A 20,210-nucleotide genomic window follows, 5' to 3' on the forward strand; every position below is an offset into this window, starting at 1 on the left:
TTGGTCGTGAGGCGGTCACGATGGATTCGACGAAGCGGTTGTCAGAGGTCTCACGACGGAAGCTGCTCACGATGGCCGCGCTCGGGGCCGCGGCAGCGGCGTGCAGTCCCGTCGCCCAGCCTGCCGGGCCCAAGACGGACGCGGACAGCGGCGGTGCGCCGGTGTCGCTGACGTTCTGGAAGCCGCCCGGCCAGCTTCCCGAGGGGGAGAACAAGTTCTACGCCGACCTGGCCAAGGCCTTCGGCTCCCAACACGACGGCGACAAGGTCAAGCACCTGTTGGTGCCGTGGAACGACGCGTTCACGAAGTTCACCGCGGCGTTCGGCGGTGGCACGGCGCCGGACGTGTCCTACCTGATTCTGCTGTGGCTGAACCAGTTCGGCTCCGCCGGTGCGCTCACGCCGCTGAACGAGATCGACAAGAACCTCGACTCCACGCTCAGCGGCTACAACGAGAGCGCGGTGGGTTCGGCGCGCGGTCCCGACAACGAGTTGTACGGCCTGCCCTACTACTCCAGTCGCTGGGTGCTGGCGATGAACGAGGCGGTGTGGGAGAAGGCGGGCAAGCCGGAGTTGCCGAAGACTTACGCCGACCTCGCGGAGTTCGTCAAGAAGCTCACCTTCGACAAGGGCGGACGCGTCCTGGGCCAGAGCGGGTTCGACGCCAAGAACATCGCGACCTACGGGCTGGCCTGGCCGGGTGCCTACGAGATCCAGGCCAACTACCTGTGGAACTACCTGTGGGCCTACGGCGCCGACTACGTCTCCGAGGACGGCAAGGACATCGGCTTCGACACCCCGGAGGGCCGGGAGGCGCTGACGTTGATGCGCCAGGTGCAGGAGTCCGGTGCGTCCACGCCGATGTCGTTGTACGCCGACCCGCAGAAGTGGGGCGACCTGATCATGACCGGTCGGGCGGGTGTGCAGTGGATGGCTCCGCCGACGGTCGACTCGTTCAAGGCGAATCCGAAGACCCGGTTGAAGGTGCTCGACCTGCCCTCGGGCCCGGCCGGCACGTTCGTGGTCGGCGGGGTGGGCTACCTGTGCGTGTCGTCGAAGTGTGAGAACCCGCAGACGGCGTTGGACTTCATCAAGTTCGTCGCCAACGACGAGAACACCACGAAGTACCTCCAGCAGACGCTGTTGTTCCCGGTGAAGGACAGCATCTCCGGGGAGGCGTTCTCGACGGTCACCGACGAGCGGGTGCGGACGTTCCTGAACGACAGCCTGCCGCAGGGTGCCTCGATGCGGTTGACGCGTCCGTTGCCCTACAACGCGGAGCAGTACCTCGCCGGCGAGATCGCCAACTACGTGTCAGGTCAGAAGGATCTGGACTCGATGATCGAGGCGGCGTCGAAGCAGATCGGGACGATGGCCAAGAACGCGGGCATGTGATGCCGGTTCTCCCGGACCGGCGTCGCGGGCCGCGGCGGCAGAGCAACGGTGCCGCCGCGGCCTTCCTGGCGCCGAAGGTGTTGTTGTTCCTGGCGTTTGTGGCAGTGCCTTTCGTCTACACGTTCCTGCTGGCGTTCCAGCGGGGCACGCTGCTGCGTGGGTTCACCTTCGTCGGCCTGGACAACGTCCGGTCGCTGCTGGGCGACGACCTGTTCTGGCACACGATGAAGAACACCGCGCTCTACCTCGTGGTCGCCGTGCCGCTCAACATCGTGGTCCCGCTGTTGGTGGGCGTGCTGATCAGTTCGGCGCTGCCGGGGATGCGGGTCTACCGGTCGCTGATCTACATCCCTTCCCTGCTGTCGATCGTGGCGACGGGCCTGATCTGGAAGGTGCTGATCGACCCCGACATCGGCCCGCTGTACGGGTTCTTCAACCGGATGCTCGGCTGGGACCTGCCGTGGTTGAGTACCGGTACGTCGGCGATCGTGCTGATCGCGGTGATCAGTGTGTGGAGCGGGATCGGTTTCCACTCGATCATCTTCATGGCCGGGATCAACGACATTCCGCAGGAGTTGTACGAGGCGGCGAGCATCGACGGCGCGGGTCCGGTCCGGTCGTTCTTCTCCATCACGCTGCCGCTGCTGAAGCCGGTCATCCAGATCGTGCTCGTCCTCGCGACGATCGCGTCGATCCAGGTGTTCGACATGATCTACGTGATGACCCAGGGCGGTCCGGGAACCTCCACCTACACGGTGATGTGGTACATCTACCAGAACGTCTTCGGCGGAGGATCCGTCGGCTACGCCGCCACCATGGGTGTCGTCATGTTGCTGGTCGGCCTGGTGATCTCCGGGTTCTACATGCGTCTGACCCGAACGGACGACTCCACCTATGACTGATCTGAGCGCGGCTTCCCTCACCTCCGCCCAGGCGGCCGGCCACGAGGACGACGCGTCGACCTCCGCGCGGCGCCCGAGCGGGCGCGCACCGGGAGGGCGCGGGATCGCCCGGACCGCGGGCCTGCACCTGGTCGCGATCGTGGTGTCGCTGGTGTGCGCGGGCCCGGTGCTGATCGTGGTGCTCGCGTCGTTGAAGGACATCTCGTCGTTCACGAGCCTCAGCCTCACCTCGGGCGGCTGGACGCTGGACAACTACAGCCGGTTGCTGGCGACCGGTTCGCAGCTGCCGCGGTGGGTGTTCAACAGCGTCGTGATCGGGATCGCGGTGACGGCGTTGACGGTGGTCGTGGACCTGCTGGCCGGGTTCGCCTTCGCCAAGCTGCGGTTCCGTGGCCGCGGTGTGCTGTTCGTGTTGCTGATCAGCACGATGATGCTGCCGTTCTCGATCACGCTCGTCCCGACGTACCTGCTGGTCGCCCGCTACGGCCTGGTCGACACCTACGCGGGGATGATCCTGCCGGCGTTGTCCGGGCCACTGGGTGTCTACCTGATGCGGCAGTTCATCCGCGGCATCCCCGACGCGCTGTTGGAGGCGGCCCGGATCGACGGGGCGTCGACGCTGCGGACGTTCCTGCAGATCGTGGCTCCGCTGTGCGTCCAGCCGATGGCGGTGCTGGCGGTGTTCACCTTCGTCGGCAGCTGGAACAGCTTCCTGTGGCCCCTGTTGATCGCCCAGACCGACCAGATGAAGACATTGACCGTCGGGATCGCGACGCAGAACCTCCAGTTCCAGCAGAATCTCGGGAGCATCACCGCGCAGGCGGTGCTGAGCCTGCTGCCGATGCTGGTCCTGTTCGTGAGCTTCCAGCGCTTCTTCATGAAGGGAATCACGGCCGGTGCTTTCAAGGGATGACGGCGCCCCCTGGCGCTGGCACGGGCCGGGTGTGGTCCTCAGCGTGGACCCGGGCACGCTTCTCGGCAGTGTCGAGAGCCCGTCCGGTTCGAACCGCTGGACCTTCGCCGGCGTGGAGACGATCGCCGCGAACGGCGGGGACGGGCCGGTGCGGCTGGAGTCGTGCGAGTCCCTCGAACGCGGCTGCCGGGCCGTACTGCGGCTCGGTGCGCTCGTCGTCAGCCTCGAGATAGCGCTTGCCCAGACTCCCGCGACCGTGGCGTTCACGCTCACGCCGTTGACCGACGCCGAGGTGGCGACGCCGTTGCGGTATCCGCCGCCGCTGCGACCGGCCGACGCGCGCGTGGTCGAGCTCGCCCTGCCCATCAAGACGACGAACGGCATCGCCTACCACCCCGCGCCCGGCGACGAACTCGACTTCACCTTCGACGCCGCGGGCGGCAACATCACCGGGTTGTCGATGCCGTTCTGGTCGACCAGCACGACCGGCGGCGGGCTGCTGTCGACCTTCGTCGACCAGGACGACGTCGAGCTCAGCGTCACCAGCGACACCGACACCGGGGTGGACGTCGCCGTCGGCTGGCGCGACTCGCTCGGCACCCTGCGCTACCCCCGCCGCGTCACCCACACCTTGCTGGAGGAGCCCGGCTACGTCGCGGCCGCCCTGACCTACCGGCGGGCCGTGGTCGCGGCCGGGCGGTTCCGGTCACTGGCCGACAAGATCGCCGAACGTCCCGTCGTGGGCAGGATCATCGGCGCGCCGTACTTCAGCACCGGCTATCTGCCGTTCTCCCGCCGCAAGCTCCTCCAGGTGCTCACGGGGCTGCGCGACATCGGCTACCGCAGCGGGCTGCTGGGGCCGATCGACTTCCTGCAGTGGGACGCCGGGCCCTGGCTGAACGACTACCAGCCCTTCATCAGCGCCCCGGACTTCGCGGCACCGATCACCGAGGCGGGCTTCACGCCGTTCGCGTGGTTCTATCTGGAGGACATCCTCGACTTCGACCCGAGCTACGACCCGGCGATGCTCGCCGTCGACCGGGACGGGAGCGTGCCGCAGGGCTGGGTCAACCGTGACTACCGCTACGCGCGGGTATGTGATGCGGTGCTGGCCGAGCACGGGCGACGGCTGCGGGAGCGGGCCGGCACCTTCGCCGCCCTGCACTTCGACACCACCACCTGCAAGGCGTTGAGCGAGTGCTGGTCGCCGGATCATCCGATGAGCCGCTCGGCGGATCGGGAGGCCCGACGGGCGTGGCTGGGCGAGGTCGCCGGGTGGGGGCACCTGATCGGCTCGGAAGGCGGGTGCGACTGGGCGTTCGACGTCATGGACTTCTGCTCCAACAACCCGCGCCGTGGCGTGCAGACCAACTTCCCCGCACCCGCCCGGCACATCCCGCTGCAGGGCCTCGTCTACCACGACTCGGTCGTGTCCTACGGCTGGGAGTACGACCCGTACAACAAGAGCTACTGGGGCGGTGACTGGTCCCGGGTGAAGATCCTCGACGACGTGATGTGCGGCAACCCGCCCACCGTGTCGCCGGTGCTCGGCTACTTCCCGGTGATCGGCGCCGGCGAGGGTGCGGTCGCCTCGTCCTGGGTGACCTGGGAGGACACCGAGACGCAGCGACTGCTGAGGGAGGCGCTGCCCGTGGCCCGCCTGCACCAACAGACAGCGCTGCATCCGATGCTGTCGCACGCCTATCTCGACGACGCGGGCACGGTCAGCCGCACCACCTACGCCGACGGGACCGAGGTCGTCGTCAACGCCGGTGAGAAGCCCTTCGACGACGCCGGTACCAGCCTCGCGGGGTCGTCGTACCGGATCGACGGCCGGGCCACCCAGGTCGGGGGTCGGTGACCATGTCCGTACCAACCGAGGCCGAGGCTCCCTCCGGCGGCCAGCCCAGCCCGCGGCAGGCCACCACATATGAGGTGGGTCCGCTCGACCGTGCGCTGGACGTGTTGGAGAAGCTCGCCGAGGCGACCGACATGTCGCTGGTCGAGTTGTCGGCAGCGGTCGGGCTGAGCAAGGCGACGGTGTTTCGGCACCTGAAGGTGCTGGCCCGGCGCGGCTACGTCACCCAGGACCCGAACACCAAGCGGTACTCGCTGGGCTACCGGCTGCTCGACCTCGGCTTCCACGCCCGGACCAACCTGCAGCTGCCGCGGGTCGCCCACGACGCGATGGCCATCCTGAGCACGAGCTTCAACGAGACGGTCCACCTCGGCGTCGTGATGGACAACGAGGTCGTGCACATCGCGGTCATCCCGAGCACACACCCGTTGAAGATGGCCTCGGAGGTCGGCGAACGCACCCTCGTCCACGTCTCCGCGCTCGGCAAGTGCCTCATCGCCTGGGAAGGACCGGACGCACTCGAGGCGCTGCTGGCCGGGCCGGGACTGCCGGCCGTGTCCGAACGCACGATCACCACCCCGGCGGCGTTCGAGGCCGAACTCGCCCGGGTGCGCGCGCAGGGCTTCGCCCTCGACGACCAGGAGTCCCTGGAGGGGCTGCGCTGTGTCGGCGCACCAGTGCGCGCCGCCGGCGGGGCCGTGGTCGGCGCCATCAGCCTGTCCGGGCCGGTCGACCGGGTCAGTGAGGCCCGGCTGCCCGAGATCACCGAGGCCGTCCGCCACGCCGCCGACCAGATCTCCCGACTGTGCGGCTGGAAGCGCTGATGGCCGTGTCACCGCGGCACCGCGCGTGTCGTCAACCCGTCCTTGCCCCCGACGAGGCCCAGGAGGCCCCGATGGTCGCCCCTGACTACTCCCTGCTCGACCGGGAGACCGTGCACGTCGACGTCGGCGAGCACCGCGGACCGGTCGAGCTGTGGCGCCACACGCTGGGGGTCGGCGGGATCAACACCTCACCGTTGCCGCCACGTGTGGTCGCGGGTGCCGCGGCGCTGCGTCCCCGGCTGGTCCGGATCTTCATGCAGCAGTTCTTCGACATCTACCCCGAGCACGGCCGGTTCGACTGGAGCCGGCTGGACCCCTACATGGACTCCCTCGCCGCCACCGGCGCGAAGGTCGTCGCGGCGATCTGTCTCAAGCCCGGCCCGCTCTTCGACCAGGTTGACCACGCGGCGTGGATGCCGAACGACGTGGGCGAGTGGCAGCGGGTCGTCTCCGCCCTGGTCCGCCGCTACTCCGTCGAACGTGATCTGGTCACCCACTGGGAGATCGGGAACGAGACCGACATCGGTGAGGACGGCGGTTCGCCGTACCTCATCCCCGACCCGGACGACTACGCGGCGTTCTACCACCTGACCGCCCCGGTGATCCGTGCCGCGGCACCGCACGTCAAGGTCGGTGGAACGGCCGCCTGCTGGGTGAGCAACGAGCCGTTGCCGGGGTTCGTGGCGCACTGCCGCAAGAACGACGTCCCGCTCGACTTCGTCTCCTGGCACATCTACAACGACGACTGGTCGCGGCATGCCGCCGGGGTGGTCGAGGGTGGGCGGCTGGTGGCGGACTTCCCGGAGCCGCGGCCGGAGCTGATGGTGACCGAGTGGAGTACGTCGTTCGAGGCGGTCTCGGTCGTCGAGCAGGCCTACGACCCGCGCCGGGCCGCGCTGGTGGCGGCCTCGATCCTGGCGATGGAAGCGGCCAGCGACACGGCGAGTCCGGTCTGGTCGTTCTACTACCACCTGTGGGACCAGGTGTGTGATCCGGACGAGTTCGCGCCCTTCTTCTCCGCGAAGGGTGTCGAGCACATGCTGCGGCACTGGAACGAGGTGCCGCACCGGTTCGGCCTGTTCGGGGAACGCGGTGACGTGCGGCCGCAGTACTTCGTCTACCAGCTACTCGGGATGCTCGGTGACACCCAGGTCGGTCACGAGGTGTCCAACGGCGACCTGCACGCCTACGCCGCGACCGGCCCTGGGTCGGTGTCGGCGCTGGTGGTCAACACCAACCTGGACCGCGCGGCCTGCCGGGACCGGATCATCACCCTGCGGTACTCCGGCCTGGTGCCGGGCCCGAAGAAGCTGACCCTGTACCGGATCGACGACGACCGGCGCTGGTGTCCGGACACCCTTGCCCAACAGCCGTTGGAGGAACGCGTCGTCGCCACCGGTGACAGGTTCGAACACCAGATCCTCCTGCCGGCGCACACCGTGGCGCTGGCCACGCTGTCCGAACGAGACGGGATTCGATAGATGAAGAAGGTGCAAGTAGCCGTTGACGTGCACACGCACCTGGGTCAGCACGGCGCCCACGTGTGTGATCCCCTGGCCGGCGACGAGATCAGGGCCTGGGGGAAGGTGAGTTGGGACGTGAGCCCGGAGGAGCACCGCCGGGCCGCGGAGTCGGCCGGCACCTCCATCGTGTTGGCGTTCGACGCCGAACCGGTCGGGGTGTACGTACCCAACGACTACGTCGCGGCGACGGTCGCGGGCCACAACAACCTGATCGGGTTCGCCAGCGTCAACCCGACCCGGCCCGACGCGGCGCAGCGGCTCGACGACGCCATCCGCACACTGGGGCTGCGGGGGTTGAAGCTCGGCCCCTGCTACCAGCACTTCCATCCGCACGACCCTGCGTGCTTCGACCTGCTGGAGGTCGCCGAGCACCACCAGATCCCGGTGATCTGGCACCAGGGAACGACGTTCACCCCGGCCGCGATCGTCGACTACGCACGACCGCTGCAACTGGACAAGGTGGCACGCAGGTTCCCGGACCTGCGGATGTGGATCGCCCACTTCGGGCACCCCTGGGCCGAGGAGGCGCTGAGCGTGATCCGCCGCCACGAGCACTTCTACATCGACGTGTCCGCACTCGACACCAGGCCCTGGCAGCTGGCGCAGGCGCTGACGGCGGCGAAGGAGTATCGCGTGTTCGACCGGATCCTGTTCGGCACCGACTATCCGTTCTCCACTGTGGAACGCACCGTCGCCGGTTTGCGGGAGGCCGCCGGCCTGTGCCGCACGCTCGGCATGGCCGATGTCACCAACTCCGACGTGAAGCAGATCTGTGAACGGGACTCCCTGGCCCTGCTCGGGCTGGACGGTTCCCGGGGCGGCGCGCAGGCGCTGGGCGGGACGGTCGCGTCGTGACCGGGGTCGAGGTGGCCGGTGTCGTGTGCGTGGTGCAGACGCCGTTCCTGGACGACGGTTCCGTCGACGCGGACACCTTCGTGCGCCAGGTGGAGTGGCTGTTCGACAACGGCACGGACGGTGTGGCGATCGGGATGGTGTCGGAGGTGCTGCGGCTGTCCACCTCCGAACGCGAGGAGGTCGCGGCGCTGATGTGCGGGGCCGCCGCCGGGCGTGGGGCTGCCGTGGTCAGTGTGGGCGCGGAGTCCACCCACACCGCCGTTCGGTATGCGCGGCACGCGAACGCGGTCGGCGCGGACGCGGTGATGGCGACCCCGCCGGCGCTGAGCCGGGCCGGTGACGACGAACTGTTCGCCTACTTCAGCGCGATCGCCGAGGCGGCGCAGGTGCCGGTCATCGTGCAGGACGCCAGCGGGTACGTCGGGTCGGCGCTGTCGATCGACCTGCAGGCGCGGCTGCACGCGGAGTTGCCGGACCGGGTGCTGTTCAAGCCGGAGGCGCATCCGATCGGGCCGAAGCTGACCCAACTGCTGGAGGCGACCGGCGGGAAGGCGCGGGTGCTCGAGGGTACCGGCGGCATGTATCTCATCGACAGCTTCCGCCGCGGCGCGATCGGCTCCATGCCGGCCGGTGACCTGGTGTGGGCGCTGGTCCCGTTGTGGCGGGCGTTGAACGCCGGCGACTTCGCGACCGCGTACCGGATCGCCGGGCCGCTGGCGCAGATGGTGTCGCTGCAGACCAGCCTGGACAGCTTCGTCGCGATCGAGAAGTACCTGCTGATGCGGCAGGGCATCTTCCCCAGCGCGGCGATGCGGGGCCCGGTCGACGGTGGTGTGGACGAGCGGATGTACGCCGAGATCGACCGGCTGGAGGCCCTGCTGCGCGAGGCGGTCGCCCATGACTGACCCCTTGGCCGAGGCCGGCCTCCCGGCTGACGCGGCGGCCGATGTGCCGCGCGTGGCGGTGGTGACCGGTGCGGGCGGCGGCATCGGCGGTGCGTGTGCCCGCGCACTGGCGGACTCCCACGACCGGGTGGTCTGCGTCGACCGAGATCTCGACCGGGCGGAGGAGACCGCCGCCGAGATCGGGAAGGCCGGCGGTTCCGGGGTGGCGGTCGCGGCTGATGCCGCCGACCCGGAGTTCGGGGAACAGGTGGCGGCCGCCGCGATCGCGGCCGGGCGGGTCCGCTGCGCCGTGCACGCGATCGCCCACGAGGAACACACCCCCGCCCTCGAGCTGGGGCTGGACTCGGTACGGCTGAGCTTCACCGTCAGCCCGCTCGCCGCGTTCGGGCTGTTCCGCGCCCTCGCGACCAGCCCCGGCCTCGCGGCGGGTGCGGCGTTCACCGCGATCGGCTCCCTGCACGAGACGCACGCGTTCGCCCGCTGCCTCGGCTACAACGCCGCGCACGGCGCGCTCGGCCAGGTGGTGCGGACGCTCGCGCACGAGTGGGCGAGCCGGCGGATCCGGGTCAATGCCGTCGTACCCGGGTGGATCGCCACCCCGGGCGAAGTCGTCCTCTACGGCGAGGAGCACCTGGCGCGGGCCGGTCGTGCGCTGCCGTTCGGCACGATGGGCGACGTCGGCCAGGTCGCGGCGGCCGTGGCGTTCCTGTCCTCCCCCGCCGCCGACTACGTCTCCGGGTCGTTCCTGACCGTCGACGGCGCGTTGTCCGTGTCCCTTGCCCGACTGCCGGAGGGAGAAGCCTGATGAGGTACGCCTGTGTGTTCGCGCATCCTGACGACGAGATGCGCTGCCTGGGAACGCTGCTGCGGCTGCACGAGCAGGGCCACGAGATCGCGTTCGTCACCCTGACCGGCGGCGACAAGGGCCTGCCGTTCTCCGGGCCGGACTCCCACGAGCGGGCCGTGGCGGTGCGGGAGGTGGAGATCCAGACCGTGGCGAAGGCGTTCGACGCCACCTACCTGTGCCTGGGGCGTGAGGACGGGTTCCTCTACGACGATGAGTCGCTGCGGCACGACCTGATCGCGACCCTGCGCCAGGTCAACCCCGACGTGATCTTCACCCACTGGACCAACGACTACAACGCCGACCACGTGGTCACCGCCAAGGCCGTGACCGACACGGCGCTGTGGACCAACCTCGCCTCCTTCGAACCGCAGGTGCCGGCCAACGACCACGTGCCACGGATCTTCCACGTCGACACCGGCGCCGGGTACGGGTTCGAGGCCACCCACTTCGTCGAACTCACCCCCAACCACGCCGCTCGGAAGGCCGAGCTGATCCGCGTCCACGCCAGCCAGATGGACGTGATGCGGCACCTGCGCGGCCACGACTACGCCGACGAGATGGCCGACCTGGACCGCGTCACCGGCGCCCGGCTGATGACCGCGCACGCCGAGGGGTTCCGACCGTGCCTGGCCGAACGGCGTATCCCCTGGCCCTCCGACCTGCCCGGACGACTCACCACCAGCTGACCGACCGATCCGACCGCCCCTGAGCGCTGGGCCGATGTGGAGGCGCACCGATGAAGATCACCGACGTCACGCCGTTCCTGCTGCGCGGCTCCCAGACCTACGGCTCCCACGCCGGTGAGGCCGAGGCGACCGACCAGGGCGACTGGCTGCTGCTGGTACGGGTCCGCACCGACGAGGGGCTGGAGGGCTGGTCCGACGTCGAGACCATGGGCCCGGTCGCCGCCCGGGTCCTGCAGGGCAACGGCATGAGCGCGCTGGGCTTCCGCACCATCCACGAACAGCTCCTCGGCCGCGACCCTGCCGACGTGGAGGCGATCTGGGACGAGCTGTACGTCGCGACCGCCTACTACGGGCGGCGTGGTGTCGCCATGCACTGCATGTCCGCCGTGGACAACTGCCTGTGGTCCATCCGGGCCCAGGCGGCCGGGGTGTCGCTGGCACAGGCGCTCGGTGGACGACAACGGGACCGGCTGCCGGCGTACGCGTCCACGCTGTTCCGCTCGACACCGGAGGAGAACGCCGCAGCGGCCCAGCGCTATCTGGACCTCGGCTTCACCGGGATGAAGTTCGGGTGGGGCGGGTTCGGGATCGACCCGGGCGCGGACCGGGACAACGTCGTCGCGCTGCGGGAGACGCTCGGACCCGATCGTTCGCTGATGGTCGACCCCGGCTGGTACGTCGAGGACGCCGGGCGGCCGCGGGTGCGGACCATGGCGGAGACGATGACGATGCTGGAGACGTTGAGCGGCATCGACCCGTACTGGGTGGAGGACATCGTCCACCCCGAATGCACCGAGCAGTACGCCGTGCTGGCGGGTGAGTTCCCGCACCTGCGGTTCGCGGCAGGTGAGCAGCAGGCGACGATCTGGGAGCTGCGGCGGCTGGTCCGCGACCACGGGATCGCCGTCGTCCAACCCGACCTGTCCCGTTGCGGCGGCCTCACCGTGGCCACGCAACTGGTGGTTGACACCGAGGCCGCCGGGGTGGAGATCGTCACCCACTCCTGGCTGACCGACCTGCTGCACGCCTACAGCCTGCAGTTCCTTTCCACGCTGCCGCAGGCGCGGTGGGTGGAGTTCAACGTCGCCCAAAGCGACCTGAGCGCCGGTGTCGTGCAGGGCTCCTTGACGCTGGCCTCCGACGGGACCGTCGCCGTGCCTGACGGAACCGGGCTCGGCGTGGAGATCGATCCCGAGTTCGTCGGGGCCCACACGGTCGAACATCTCTGACCCAGGAGCCTCTTCCTCGTTCTCGCAGGAGAGGTACCGCCGATCCCGAGCCTATTTTCGTGGCACGATCCCCACTGCGCAACAGCTTCTTTCTGTGAATCCATAAAGCCCCGCCCTACCCTTTTCAGGACGGCATTCAAATTCACTGGAAGTACGATTCTCTTTGAGTTGATTTCCGATGCTTAATAGCCTCCCTTTGCATGTTTTCCAAATCGGGGGGGCGTCCGATGGATCTTGATTCGAAACCTAGGAGTAGGCGCAGGTACCTGGCCGCCGGCGGCCTGGCCGGCGTGACCACTCTTGCCGCGGTGGGCTTGCTCGTGAACGGTTCTCCGGTGGCCCTGCCCAAGCTCGCAGGCACGGCGGCCGCGGCGCAGCAGGCGACCGCCGGAAGCAAGAGCGCAGATGACAATGGGAAGGATGAGAAGCAGCCAAAGGAGGCGGAGGTTCCTTGCGACCCGGACGAGTTGATCGCGGCGATCGTTCACGCCAACGCGAACCGGGGCGCCAGACTGAAACTCGAACCAAAGTGTAGGTACACCCTCACCGCGTTCCAGGACGACAACGGACTCCCGGTAATCACACAACGGATCAGCATCGAGGGAAACGGTGCGACAATCGTCCGGGCGGCAAACGCAGAGGCGTTCCGCATCTTCAACGTCGCCTCCGGCGGAGACCTGGAACTGCGCGACCTTACGGTCAAGGGAGGCGACTCGCAGACTGACGCGGGTGGCGGCGCTCTCCTGGTTCAGGAAGGTGGCAGGGCAACGCTCGTGGACACCACACTCACGCTGAACCGGTCCGCGTCCTTCGGCGGCGCCATCGCCAACCACGGCATCACCAAGGTCCTGGGCGACGGCCACGGCAAGGACAGTGACGCTCGTGGGACGGGCAGCCAGGTCAGGAACAACTCCGCAGGGGCGGGCGGCGGAATCTACAGCACCGGGTCCCTGACTGTGGAGAGGAGCCGCCTGAGCTACAACACCGCCGAATTCTTCGGAGCGGGACTCAAGAACAGCGGTGGCGTCACCAACATCACCAGTGCCCGCATCGACCACAACGTCTCGGCGAACGACAGCGGCGGCATCGAGGCCGAGGGGAGCGCCATCACGCGGGTCAAGGACAGCAGGGTGAACAACAACACCAGCGGCGGTGCCGGTGGCGGCATCGGAAACTTCGGAGCCACCCTGTATGTGCAGCACACCAACCTCCGCCACAACACGGCCGACAGTGACGGTGGCGGCATCAGCAACGTCAGCGGCCTGGCGGTGGTCGAGGACAGCAAGGTCAACGACAACACCAGCCGCGCCTTCGGCGGCGGCATCGCAAACAGCGTCGTCGAGATCGTCCCCCTGCACACCGGGCGCAATCTCGCCGGCATCGCGAACGACGACGCCGAGGTTGTGGTCCGTCGCACCGAGATCAACAAGAACAGGGCGGTCGGCGCTGGCGCGGACTCGCAGGGTGGCGGAATCGCCAACTTCAACCACGCGAGCGTCAGCCTGACCAGGTCCGAGGTGATCGAGAACCTCACGACGAACCCGCCCGGTGGAATCTTCAGCCGGGTCAGCCAGGTCACCGTGGACGACGACTCGGTGATCATCAAGAACCGGCCGACCAACTGCCAGGGCAACCCTCCCGGAGTCGTGATCCCGAACTGCTTCGGCTGACCCCCGACCAGTCCGCGCCAACTCCAATAGTGGTGGACACCACGACAACGTGGGGCTCATCCAGGTCGCCCCGGGACCGAACCTGCTGTTCGGTCCCGGGGCGCACGAGATTCGGAGTCGCGACGACCACACGTCGAGGAAATTGTCGTACCGGCCGCGCGTTCTTCGTCCGGCTTTGGATTCATCGATCCGAGGATTCCCTTTGAGTTGATTCATCGCGCTTCATAGCCTTGGCGTATCTCGGATGTCGGGGGGCGACCGATGGGCTTGGATTCACAGCGCAGAAAGAGACGCTGCTACCTGGCTGCCGTCTGCAGTCTGGTCGGATTGATTGGCGTAGCAGCGGCGGGTGTGATCGCGCTTGGCGCGGTTGTGGAGGGTGTCGGCAAGCTGGCACCGGAGGCCACCACCGTGCAGCAGTCGACGCGCTCGGTGGCCGACCACTCAGACGGCGACGACAAGAAGAACGACGGTAGAAGCGACAAGAAGAAGGCCGGCGAGGCTCACGAGGCGGGCAGCCGGATCACGAACGACAGTGCTCGACGGGCCGGAACGTGAGCTCCGGGCTGTAGACCAGCCCCCCATCGGGGGCGTCGCCGAGGTAGAAGTGCGTGGCCATCGTCAGCTCGTCCAGGTCGAAAACTGTCCGCCACAACGTACGCATCGGAAGCGCGCCCGCCTGTCGCGCGTCGAAGCGCACGTCGTCGAGCGCCTCGCGCAGCCGTGTGGCTGACATGGGCCCAGCCTTGGCCTGTTCGCGCAGGTGTTCGTGCCGCTGGTAGGTCAGCATGGTCTCCGCGTTGTCCCGTGGCGGATTCGCTGGGTCGGTCGGCGGGTGCAGCATGTGGTTGGTCACACACAACGCCTCACCGTCGGCCTCGATGACGTGGTCGACTCCGCCGCGGCTGTGCTCCCAGACGAACGCCCGCCCGTTCCGGTCGGCGATCAGGTAGTGCAGCGGTACGCCGAGGTCGTACTGCTTGGCGCCGAGCAGCGCCTGCTTGGCCTGCTCGACGTCCGTGCAGGTGTCGAGGACGAATCGGGGCAGCTGCAGCGAGCTCAGCCCGACCTGCGGACCGGCGTCGACGGGTGCACCTGCTGACTCGACGTCGGCGAGCAGGAGCATCACCGCGAGGCCGTGCTCGTTGATCCCTTCCATGCACCCGTCCAGGTCGTTCATCGTGATGAGGGTCGTGGCGAAGCCGTCGTCGGGGCGGCTGTTGATGACGTAGGGGCGGGATGCCGCCGGCGGCTCCTGCGCGGGCGAATCCTCGCCGGCCAGCAGCGCGAACAGCTGCTGCCAGCCGACGGTGAAGAAGTCGTAGTTGCGTCCGACCAGGGCGTGCCCTTCGGCGGTCGCCGACGGCGCGGACCAGGTCGCCGAGCAGGCCGAGCCGTCCGGGACGCCCGTCAGGCCGTCCAGGTGGACGGCGTCGTTGCGCGGGTCGACGCCCGCGGCTTCGGCGGCGCCGGTCATCCGGGCGTGGTGCTGGGGCCAGTTGCGTTCGAACCAGGCGCGACGGGCGCGGCTCATGACGGGATCGGCGGGTGTGGGTCGCCAGCCGTAGCGGTCCATGGCCTCCTGGGCGAGCGTCCGGCCGATCTCTGCCTGGCTGCCGTGAACGCTGAGGTGGTCGACGGTCATGAAGGCGTCGGGGCCGCCGGCCACGGTTTCGCGGTGCGTCGTCGTCATGGTGGTGTCTCCTCAGGAGGTGAGGGTCTTCGGGCGCCACATCGGCCAGATGAGCAGGTCGCCGGATGGCTGGACGGGTGTGCCGAGGTCCTGGAAGCCGTGCCGCAGGTAGAGGTCGCGGCTTCGTGGTGAGCTGGCCTCGAGGTAGGCCGGAAGTCCCTCGGCGTCGGCTTCGGTGAGGCAGTGGCGCAGGAGCGCTGAGCCCAGGCCGCCGCCTTGCCGGTCTGGGCGTACGCCGAGGCAGGCGAGGTAGAGGTGATGCTCGCTGTGTGGGTGGTGCTGGGCGAGGAGCCCGCCGAGGTGGCCCAGGCGTTCGGCATGCGGGCCGAACACCGCCAGGGGGTCCGGTCCCCCGGCGTCAGCGCCCTGCGGGTCCTCCAAGGGCGCCTGGCCAGCTGGTAGGTCCAGCCAGATGGCGGCGGCGTCGCCCGTTGCGTTCAGGTACGCCTGCGCGTTCGGTTGTCGGAGGAGGGCCGTGTAGTAGGCGCGCTGTAGTCGGGGGCGCTCGGTCGGGTCGGGAAACATCCAGCCGACGATGGGGTCTTCCTGGAAGGCCGCGGCGAGGACGTCCGATACGGCGGAACGTTCCCGATGACGGTCCATCTCATACACCGTTCTCATCACGCGTACACCGTATGCAGGTCAGTACACCTGCGGCAATGACGCCAACCAAACAAGGGGTATCTCTCAGGGTTCCCCCTGAGGACGCACTAGAACACGGCGACAGTGGACTAGTACACTTCGGCCCATGACCGCGCCCTACCTCCGCATCGCCGCCGAACTCCGCGACCGGATCGCCGCCGGCGAGCTACGGCCAGGTGACCCGGTCCCGTCGATCCGGCGGATCGCCGAGGAGTACGGAGTGGCGATCGCCACCGCCACCCGAGCGATGGCGACCCTGCGCGACGAGGGTCTGGTGCAGGCGCGGGTCGGCGCGGGCACGGTGGTCAGCGCCCGCGTGGGAACGCGGACCGTGCGGTCACCGGCGGTGGTGCAGCCACCGTTGGGCCGGGAGCAGGTGCTGTCCGCGGCGATCGCGATCGCCGACGCCGAAGGCCTGGACGCGGTGTCGATGCGCCGCCTCGCCGCGGAGCTTGGTGCCGGGTCGATGACGTTGTACCGATACGTCGACGGCAAGGACGACCTGGTCCGGCAGATGGCTGACGAGGTGTTCGGCCAGGGGGCGTTGCCTGAGCCCGGCCCGGATGGGTGGCGGGCCAAGCTGGAGCTGGTCTCGCGGGTGCAGTGGCAGCTGTGCAAGCGGCATCTGTGGCTGCCCAGGGCGATCTCCTTCACCCGGCCGTTGATGATGCCGAACGCTGTGGCGCACACCGGGTGGACGCTGCGTGCGCTGGAGGGGCTCGGCCTCCCGCCGGAGACGATGTTGCAGGAGGCGATCACCCTGGCGGCCTTCGTCACGACCGTGGCGATGACGAACGCCGCCGAGGTCGAGGCCGGTGCGGAGAGCGGGCTGTCCTTCGAGCACTGGTGGTTGAGCCAGGAACACACGTCCGCCGAGCTGGTCGGGCGGTTTCCGGTGCTGGGGCAGCTGTCTGCCGAGGTGGCGATCGACCTGGACGGCTTGTTCGAGTACGGGCTGCAGCGTCACCTCGACGGGTTCGCCCTCCTGGTCAAGGGCTAGGGTGCGTCTCCCACATCCCGCCTGACTCGCGGGGCACCGGTGTCCACGGCGAGGGCAGGTTCAGACCGTCGGTGTGGGAGATCGACAGGTAGCCGTCGGCCAGCGTGGCGAGTTCCTGCTCCGACAGCACCTCGTCCACGCGGTCGAAGCCGTCGGGCGCCCGCCGCGCGACGGTCTCCATGATGGTGTCGCCGCGGTTGGTGCGGTTGGCCAGCACGATCGCGTTCACCGTCGTGCGCCGTACCGCCTCGTAGGCCGCGAGCCCGGCGGCCGGGGAGTCCGCCCGGGTGAGCTCGTAGGCGAGCGCCCGGGCGTCGAGGATCGCCTGGGATCCGCCGTTGGAGCCGACCGGGTACATCGGGTGCGCTGCGTCGCCCAGCACGGTGACCCGGCCCCGGCTCCAGAACGGCAGCGGGTCCCGGTCCACCATCGGGTACTCGAGGATCTCTTCGGCGCCGCTGATCAGCCCGGGCACGTCGAGCCAGCCGACGTTCCAGTCCGCGAAGTGCGGGAGCACGTCCTCGAGCCGGCCGGCTCGGTTCCAGTCGGGCATCTCGGTGAGCGGCCCGGTGGCTGATTGGACCTCGCCCAGCCAGTTCAGCGAGGCCCGGGCTCGCTCGTCCGGCCGGGAGATCGGATAGACGACGAACTTTGCCAGGAACCTGGTGCCGAGGATGGCCATCGTGTGGCCGTCGAGGAACGCGTCGGCCTCGGTGACGCCGCGCCACAGCCGAACGCCGTTCCACAGCGGAAGGCCCTCGCCAGGATGCAACTGGGCGCGCACCGCGGAGTACAACCCGTCCGCGCCGACGAGGGCGGCGGCCGTCTCGACGAACTCTTCGCCGGTGGCCTGGTCCCGCAGCGTGGCGGTGAGCTGGTCGGGTCCGTCGGTGAACCGGACGAACGCGGTGCCGGTCCGCACCGCGTCATGGCCCAGCCGCTCCCGCACTGTCGCCAGCAGGAGCATCTGGAGTTCGCCGCGGTGGATGCTGTACTGCGGCCACCGGTAGCCGAGGGTGAGCCCGCGCGGCTCGCCCCAGACCCGGTTCCCGTGCCGGTCGAAGTGCGCGAACGACTCCACGGGCAGGCCCGTCTCGGCGAGCGCGTCGCCCAGGCCGAGTTCGATGAGCTCCCGGGTGGCGTGCGGGAGCAGATTGATGCCCACGCCGAGCGGGCGCAACTCCCGGACGGAGTCCACCACCTCGACGTCGACTCCGGCGGCGTGCAGGCTGAGGGCGGTGGCGAGCCCTCCGATCCCGGCGCCCACGATCAGCACTCGCATGGTGGCGGACCTCTCATCGATCGGAGGGGCCGCGGCCGCCGGAACGGTCGGAGGTGCGGCCCGGGGACGGGCGGTGCGGCGGTGCGGCGGTGCGGTGTCAGGACGTCGGCTCGTCGACCGCTTCGCGGCCGCGTACCAGTCGGCCCACCTCGGCGCGCAGGTGGACGAACTCGGGCAGCTCACGGGTGGTGATCTGGTCGCGCGCCGTGGGCAGCGCGACGGACAGGTCCGCGCGGATGCGTGCCGGCCCCTTGCTGAGGACGACGACCCGGTCGCCGACATAGACGCTCTCGTCGATGTCGTGGGTGACCAGCAGGATCGTCATGCCGCTGTTCCCGCGCACCCGCAGCAGCAGGTCCTCGAGGTCCTCGCGGGTCTGCGCGTCCACGGAGCCGAACGGCTCGTCCATGATCAGGAACTCCGGTCCGTAGGCCAGGGCGCGGGCGATCGCCACGCGTTGCTGCATACCGCCGGACAGCTGCCAGGGATACTTCGCCGCGGCGTCGGGCAGCCCGACCGATTCGAGCGCCTTCAGGGCGTTCTCCTGGCGCTGCGCCCGGTTCATGCCGCGGCGGCGGAGCGGCAGCGCGACGTTGTCGCGCACCGACATCCATGGGAACAGCGAACGGCTGTAGTCCTGGAAGACCACGGCGAGGTTGTCCGGGACCCGGGCGACGGGCTTCCCGTCCAGCCGGACCTGTCCCCCGGTGGGTGCCTGCAGCCCGGCGACGCAACGCAGAAGGGTCGACTTTCCGCAGCCGGAGGGGCCCACGATGCTGACCAGCTCGCCCGGCTTGACCTTCAGGTCGATGCCGGAGAGGACGGGGGGCGCATCGCCGTAGGCGTGGGTCAGGTTCTCCACCTCGAGCACTCAGACCACCCTCACGCGTCGAGTCCGCGGGCACTGCTGTGCCAGGACAGAAGGCGGCGCTCCACCAGGACGAATGCCGCGTTGAACAGGCATCCGAGGATGCCGAGCAGCAGGATGCCCGCCCACATCTCCGGCAGCTCCATGCCCTGTTGGGAGCTGATCAGGTGCGCGCCGATTCCGGTGGTGCTGCCGATGAGCTCGGAGATGACCATCAGGATCAGGGCGAACCCGAGGCTGACCCGCAGGCCCGCGAAGATCTTGGGGGCGGCGGCGGGCAGGATGATTCGGCGCAGTCGGACGGCGCCGGTGATGCCGAACACCTCGGCCGTCTCGAGCTGCAGCTTCTCCACAGTGCTCACCCCGTCGGCGGTGTTGAGCAGCACCGGCCAGAGCACGCCGAAGGCGATCGTCGAGATCTGCATCTGGGCGCCGAAGTCGAACACGACGATGAAGAACGGGATCAGGGTGGGCGGCGGGACGGACCGGCCGAACTGGAGCACCGGGTCCAGGATCTCGCGCGCCACGCGTGAGCGGCCGAGCAGGACGCCGAGCGCGAGGCCGACGACCGCGGCGAGCGCCCAACCACAGAACAGGTTGACAAAGCTCGGCGCGAAGTCGTCGAGCGCCTTGTCGGTGAGGAACAGGTGCGTGGCCGGCCCGGAGAACCACAGCTCGTGGAAGACCCGCACGATCGTGGACGGCGGGGGGAAGTAGGCGTCCTGCTTGATCCGGGTGAGGATCTCCCAGCAGCCGACCAGCAGCGCGACCAGCCACAGCCGGGCCACGCCGCCGGTGAGGATCCGCAGGCCCGGCACGCTGTTCTCCCGCCTGGTCATGCCGACGCCTCGGTCCGGACCGTGTGCCACCGGAACGCCCGGCGTTCCAGCGCGACGAGCCCGACGTTGATGAGTGCGCCCAGCACGCCCGCCCAGACCGCGCCGGCCAGCATCAGGTCGCGGCGGCCGCCCCCGGACTGGGTCTGCAACAGGTAGCCGCCGATCCCTTCGCCGTTGCCCGCGACGAGTTCGAAGCTGACGACCACGACCAGGCCCACCACGGCGGAGATCCGGACGCCGGTGGCCACGAACGGCGCGGCGCTCGGCAGGCTGACCCGCA

At 69.1% G+C, this 20,210-nt stretch carries 20 protein-coding genes; 14 read left to right on the forward strand and 6 right to left on the reverse strand.

The window, feature by feature from the left end; translation table 11 throughout:
- The first annotated feature begins 20 nt into the window (after window positions 1-20).
- The 13 genes from HEB94_RS34030 to HEB94_RS34090 all read left to right on the forward strand — a co-directional run bounded on the left by HEB94_RS34030 (window position 21) and on the right by HEB94_RS34090 (window position 14,164).
- Entirely contained in the window at window positions 21-1,394 is a 1,374-nt protein-coding gene (locus HEB94_RS34030; protein WP_192753632.1) for an ABC transporter substrate-binding protein, read from the forward strand.
- Complete coding sequence (locus HEB94_RS34035) at window positions 1,394-2,296, forward strand: carbohydrate ABC transporter permease (RefSeq protein ID WP_192753633.1); 903 nt, start codon at window positions 1,394-1,396, stop codon at window positions 2,294-2,296. Before HEB94_RS34030 ends, HEB94_RS34035 begins: the two co-directional genes overlap by 1 nt.
- Window positions 2,289-3,209 carry a carbohydrate ABC transporter permease gene (locus HEB94_RS34040; protein ID WP_192753634.1) on the forward strand — a complete coding sequence of 307 codons (921 nt, stop codon included), beginning with the start codon at window positions 2,289-2,291 and terminating at the stop codon, window positions 3,207-3,209. Before HEB94_RS34035 ends, HEB94_RS34040 begins: the two co-directional genes overlap by 8 nt.
- Window positions 3,193-5,070, forward strand: coding sequence for a glycoside hydrolase (locus HEB94_RS53825; protein ID WP_192753635.1), 1,878 nt, complete (start codon window positions 3,193-3,195; stop codon window positions 5,068-5,070). The genes HEB94_RS34040 and HEB94_RS53825 overlap by 17 nt, the downstream gene beginning before the upstream one ends.
- A gap of 2 nt (window positions 5,071-5,072) precedes the next feature.
- Entirely contained in the window at window positions 5,073-5,891 is an 819-nt protein-coding gene (locus HEB94_RS34050) for an IclR family transcriptional regulator (protein WP_192753636.1), read from the forward strand.
- Between the two features lie 71 nt (window positions 5,892-5,962).
- Window positions 5,963-7,372 carry a GH39 family glycosyl hydrolase gene (locus HEB94_RS34055; RefSeq protein ID WP_192753637.1) on the forward strand — a complete coding sequence of 470 codons (1,410 nt, stop codon included), beginning with the start codon at window positions 5,963-5,965 and terminating at the stop codon, window positions 7,370-7,372.
- A complete protein-coding gene (locus tag HEB94_RS34060; protein WP_192753638.1) occupies window positions 7,373-8,269 on the forward strand; it encodes an amidohydrolase family protein in 897 nt (298 codons plus the stop codon).
- On the forward strand, window positions 8,266-9,174 hold the full coding sequence (locus HEB94_RS34065) for a dihydrodipicolinate synthase family protein (RefSeq protein WP_192753639.1): 909 nt from the start codon (window positions 8,266-8,268) through the stop codon (window positions 9,172-9,174). The genes HEB94_RS34060 and HEB94_RS34065 overlap by 4 nt, the downstream gene beginning before the upstream one ends.
- Entirely contained in the window at window positions 9,167-9,979 is an 813-nt protein-coding gene (locus HEB94_RS34070; protein ID WP_192753640.1) for an SDR family NAD(P)-dependent oxidoreductase, read from the forward strand. The genes HEB94_RS34065 and HEB94_RS34070 overlap by 8 nt, the downstream gene beginning before the upstream one ends.
- The gene (locus HEB94_RS34075) at window positions 9,979-10,707 is read left to right on the forward strand and encodes a PIG-L deacetylase family protein (RefSeq protein WP_192753641.1); all 729 of its coding nucleotides are present in this window, start codon (window positions 9,979-9,981) and stop codon (window positions 10,705-10,707) included. The genes HEB94_RS34070 and HEB94_RS34075 overlap by 1 nt, the downstream gene beginning before the upstream one ends.
- Before the next feature lie 50 nt (window positions 10,708-10,757).
- Window positions 10,758-11,936, forward strand: a complete 1,179-nt coding sequence (locus tag HEB94_RS34080) for a mandelate racemase/muconate lactonizing enzyme family protein (RefSeq protein ID WP_192753642.1) — start codon at window positions 10,758-10,760, stop codon at window positions 11,934-11,936.
- A 308-nt stretch (window positions 11,937-12,244) separates the two neighbouring features.
- Window positions 12,245-13,606, forward strand: a complete 1,362-nt coding sequence (locus HEB94_RS34085) for a right-handed parallel beta-helix repeat-containing protein (protein ID WP_192753643.1) — start codon at window positions 12,245-12,247, stop codon at window positions 13,604-13,606.
- 261 nt (window positions 13,607-13,867) lie between these two features.
- Window positions 13,868-14,164 carry a hypothetical protein gene (locus HEB94_RS34090; protein WP_192753644.1) on the forward strand — a complete coding sequence of 99 codons (297 nt, stop codon included), beginning with the start codon at window positions 13,868-13,870 and terminating at the stop codon, window positions 14,162-14,164.
- On the opposite strand, the gene HEB94_RS34095 is transcribed toward HEB94_RS34090, so the two are convergent.
- Window positions 14,130-15,299, reverse strand: a complete 1,170-nt coding sequence (locus tag HEB94_RS34095) for a C45 family peptidase (protein ID WP_192753645.1) — start codon at window positions 15,297-15,299, stop codon at window positions 14,130-14,132. The two genes, HEB94_RS34090 and HEB94_RS34095, sit on opposite strands and share 35 nt — an antisense overlap.
- Before the next feature lie 12 nt (window positions 15,300-15,311).
- Complete coding sequence (locus HEB94_RS34100; RefSeq protein ID WP_238362834.1) at window positions 15,312-15,920, reverse strand: GNAT family N-acetyltransferase; 609 nt, start codon at window positions 15,918-15,920, stop codon at window positions 15,312-15,314.
- 127 nt (window positions 15,921-16,047) lie between these two features.
- Between HEB94_RS34100 and HEB94_RS34105 the strand changes: the two genes are divergently transcribed.
- Window positions 16,048-16,941, forward strand: coding sequence for a GntR family transcriptional regulator (locus HEB94_RS34105; protein WP_192753647.1), 894 nt, complete (start codon window positions 16,048-16,050; stop codon window positions 16,939-16,941).
- Here HEB94_RS34105 and HEB94_RS34110 read toward each other — a convergent pair.
- The 4 genes from HEB94_RS34110 to HEB94_RS49720 all read right to left on the reverse strand — a co-directional run bounded on the left by HEB94_RS34110 (window position 16,931) and on the right by HEB94_RS49720 (window position 20,178).
- The gene (locus tag HEB94_RS34110; RefSeq protein ID WP_192753648.1) at window positions 16,931-18,223 is read right to left on the reverse strand and encodes a flavin-dependent oxidoreductase; all 1,293 of its coding nucleotides are present in this window, start codon (window positions 18,221-18,223) and stop codon (window positions 16,931-16,933) included. The genes HEB94_RS34105 and HEB94_RS34110 overlap by 11 nt on opposite strands.
- 97 nt (window positions 18,224-18,320) lie before the next feature.
- Complete coding sequence (locus tag HEB94_RS34115; RefSeq protein WP_192753649.1) at window positions 18,321-19,094, reverse strand: ATP-binding cassette domain-containing protein; 774 nt, start codon at window positions 19,092-19,094, stop codon at window positions 18,321-18,323.
- Between the two features lie 11 nt (window positions 19,095-19,105).
- Window positions 19,106-19,930, reverse strand: coding sequence for an ABC transporter permease (locus tag HEB94_RS34120; RefSeq protein ID WP_192753650.1), 825 nt, complete (start codon window positions 19,928-19,930; stop codon window positions 19,106-19,108).
- Entirely contained in the window at window positions 19,927-20,178 is a 252-nt protein-coding gene (locus HEB94_RS49720) for a hypothetical protein (protein ID WP_202896720.1), read from the reverse strand. The genes HEB94_RS34120 and HEB94_RS49720 overlap by 4 nt, the downstream gene beginning before the upstream one ends.
- Window positions 20,179-20,210 lie beyond the last annotated feature (32 nt).

The sequence above is a fragment of the Actinopolymorpha pittospori genome, assembly GCF_014873875.1.
Lineage (GTDB): Bacteria > Actinomycetota > Actinomycetes > Propionibacteriales > Actinopolymorphaceae > Actinopolymorpha > Actinopolymorpha pittospori.